Genomic DNA, 2,876 nt, shown 5'->3' with positions numbered 1-2,876 from the left:
GTTCCGTCTCGGCTGCCAGTCCGTGGGTGGCGAGACTGAGTGGATTGGCCATAAAAGTGGGGGCGTAGACGATGTCGGAGCCTGCCTCCGCATAGGCTTTCTGTAGTTCCATAATTGCGTCCGGATGCTCAGCTACCCATTGTTCGGTGCAGATACCCTTTGGCATACCGGCCTTCATCAGGTTGGAGCCTGTGGCTCCGTCCAGAATCAGCGTTCCATTTCCAAGGCGTTTTGTCAGATCTTCTTTTGTCATCATGTGCCTCCTTTTATCCGGATACTGCCTGAAGCAGCATATTTAGTTTTATGATAGTGGAAATCAGATTGTCCGTCAAGAAACTTTGGAGAAAAATAGTGAGATAGGGGAAATCGGTACTTGCATGGAAAAATTCCCCGTGCTATACTGTAACACGCAGGTAAAGCAGGTGTTCGCGGCTGGCAGGCCGAAAGGTGCCAGGTGAGGAAAGTCCGGGCTCCACAGGGCAGGACGCCGGATAACGTCCGGCGGAGGCAACTCCAGGGACAGTGCAACAGAAATGAACCGCGGCTGCGTTTGCAGACGTAAGGGTGGAAAGGCAGTGTAAGAGACTACCGTCCGTCTGGTAACAGGCGGAGCCATGTAAACCCCGTCCGGAGCAAGACCGAAACGAGACATAACCCGGCCCGGGTGTCTCAGGTGGGTCGCTTGAGCCTGTCGGTGACGATAGGACTAGATAGATGAACATCCAATGACATAACCCGGCTTATCGCTTTGCCTTGACGAAAAACGGCGGACCAGCCGGAAAAAATTTTCCACGCTCGGGGACAAATTAGCCCCTCCTTAGGAAAGTTTTTTCCGGCTGGTCCGCCGTTTTTCTGGTTTTCATCTGTATTTAATTAGTGCATATGTAAGTCGCAGTCATCGTGCATGTCGTGAAAATGGTCCGGATCCGGCATCGCTCCGATGTTCTGGGTGTTCAGGGTGCGGCGCTTCAGGCGCTGGTCTTCGGACTGCTGGAGGATGAAGTCTTTGATGGCGCGGGCGTTTTTGATGTGAGCGAGCTCCAGCTTTGGATGGGTGACGTCGCCGGTGTTGCAGATGACGGTGCCCAGGCCCATGATGCGCTCGAAGAGGCTGGTGGTCAGGGTTACGTCCTGGATTTTATACATGTAGCAGTCGTCTTCCTTGCGATTCAGGAAGCCTTCATCGATGGTGACGATTTCTTCGGTAATGGTATAAGTGGTAAAGGTAAAGGGCAGTCCTAAGAATACCCAACGTTTTTTCTCTTTGAATTCCATAATGAATACCTCGCTTTCCGGCAGGAATCTCCCCGTCAAGAAAAGTATACTTGAAAAAGTACAATTTTGCAAAAGATATTTGTTGAAATCCGCAAAAGTTTGATGTAATATATTACGAGATAAAAATTGACAAAGCCAAATGGGAGGTTATTATGAGACATCTTATGAGCCCGTTGGATTTTTCCGTGGAAGAAGTGGAGAAGGTTTTGGACCTTGCCAGCGACATTGAGAAGAATCCTGCAAAATACGCGCATGCCTGTGACGGTAAGGTTCTGGCGACATTGTTTTATGAACCGAGTACAAGAACAAGACTTAGTTTCGAATCTGCTATGATCCATTTAGGTGGTCAGGTCTTAGGATTTTCCAGTGCGGCGTCCAGTTCCGCATCCAAGGGAGAAAGTGTTTCCGATACAATTCGTATGATTTCCTGTTATGCTGATATATGTGCGATGCGGCACCCGAAAGAGGGAGCTCCGATGGTAGCGTCCGCAGTTTCCGGTATTCCTGTGATCAACGCAGGCGATGGCGGCCATCAGCATCCGACCCAGACCCTGACGGACCTGATGACCATTCGTTCTTTGAAAGGGCGTCTCGATCACATTACCATCGGTCTCTGCGGCGACCTGAAGTTTGGGCGTACGGTGCATTCTCTGGTAAAAGCGCTGGTTCGTTATGAAAATGTGCGCTTTGTATTCATTTCCCCGGAGGAGCTGCGGATTCCCAGCTACATCCGTGAGGAGGTACTGGACGCCAACGGTCAGAATTATAAGGAAGTGGAACGTTTGGAGGACGTGATCGGCGACCTGGATCTGCTGTATATGACCCGTGTTCAGCAGGAGCGTTTCTTCAACGAGGAGGATTATATCCGTCTGAAGGATTTCTACATCCTGAACAAGGAGAAAATGGCTCTGGCCAAGCCGGATATGCTGGTTCTGCATCCGCTGCCCAGAGTCAATGAGATTTCCGTCGAGGTGGACAATGATCCGCGGGCCGCTTATTTCAAGCAGGTACAGTATGGCGTCTATGTACGTATGGCGCTGATTCTCACACTTCTGGAGGTGAATGTATAATGTCAATGTTAAGCGTAGGACGTATCTCCGAGGGCTTTGTGCTGGATCACATTCAGGCGGGCAAGAGTATGGAGATATACAAATATCTGAACCTGGACAAGCTGGACTGCACCGTGGCGATTATCAAGAATGCCCGCAGCGGCAAGATGGGAAAGAAGGATCTGATGAAAATCGAGTGTCCGATTGATTATATTGATATGGATGTGCTGGGCTTCATCGACCATAATATCACCGTCAATATCGTAAAAGACGAGAAGGTCACGGAGAAGAAGACCCTGACGCTTCCCAAGGAGATTCGCAATATCGTAAAGTGCAAGAATCCCCGCTGCATCACTTCCATTGAGCAGGAGCTGGATCAGGTATTTGTCCTGACCGACCCGCGCAAAGAGGTGTACCGCTGCAAGTACTGTGAGGAAAAGTACAAGAGAAAATAGTCTAAAATGTGCAAAAAAATCCGTTTATCCTGAAAAAATGTGGATAAACGGATTTTTTATGGAATAGGAAATTCCGATAGAATTCCCTATTCCATAA

The 2,876-nt window shown here is 49.2% G+C and carries 4 protein-coding genes and 1 other RNA gene; 3 read left to right on the top strand and 2 right to left on the bottom strand.

Annotated features, from left to right (window positions below):
• Positions 1-253: homocysteine S-methyltransferase family protein (locus tag ACTRC3_RS11630; RefSeq protein WP_440323178.1), on the bottom strand; the 253-nt coding region annotated here is incomplete at its 3' end.
• Positions 254-410: 157 nt separating this feature from the next.
• Between ACTRC3_RS11630 and rnpB the strand changes: the two genes are divergently transcribed.
• An RNA gene (gene rnpB, locus ACTRC3_RS11625) (RNase P RNA component class A) lies at positions 411-759 on the top strand.
• 114 nt (positions 760-873) lie between these two features.
• Here rnpB and ACTRC3_RS11620 read toward each other — a convergent pair.
• Positions 874-1,275 (bottom strand): PH domain-containing protein, encoded by a 402-nt coding sequence (locus ACTRC3_RS11620; protein ID WP_178038295.1) that lies wholly within the window; start codon positions 1,273-1,275, stop codon positions 874-876.
• A gap of 152 nt (positions 1,276-1,427) precedes the next feature.
• Here ACTRC3_RS11620 and pyrB point away from each other — a divergent pair, with 152 nt between their 5' ends.
• Together pyrB and ACTRC3_RS11610 are read left to right on the top strand one after the other, a co-directional pair.
• Positions 1,428-2,345 carry an aspartate carbamoyltransferase gene (gene pyrB, locus ACTRC3_RS11615; RefSeq protein WP_178038282.1) on the top strand — a complete coding sequence of 306 codons (918 nt, stop codon included), beginning with the start codon at positions 1,428-1,430 and terminating at the stop codon, positions 2,343-2,345.
• A complete protein-coding gene (locus ACTRC3_RS11610; protein WP_178038283.1) occupies positions 2,345-2,779 on the top strand; it encodes an aspartate carbamoyltransferase regulatory subunit in 435 nt (144 codons plus the stop codon). Before pyrB ends, ACTRC3_RS11610 begins: the two co-directional genes overlap by 1 nt.
• Positions 2,780-2,876: the final 97 nt, after the last annotated feature.

The organism is Laedolimicola sp., from assembly GCF_051972735.1.
GTDB lineage: Bacteria > Bacillota > Clostridia > Lachnospirales > Lachnospiraceae > Laedolimicola > Laedolimicola intestinihominis.
The sequence above is the reverse complement of the archived record's forward strand: the minus strand, read 5'-3'. Positions and strand labels throughout refer to the sequence as shown.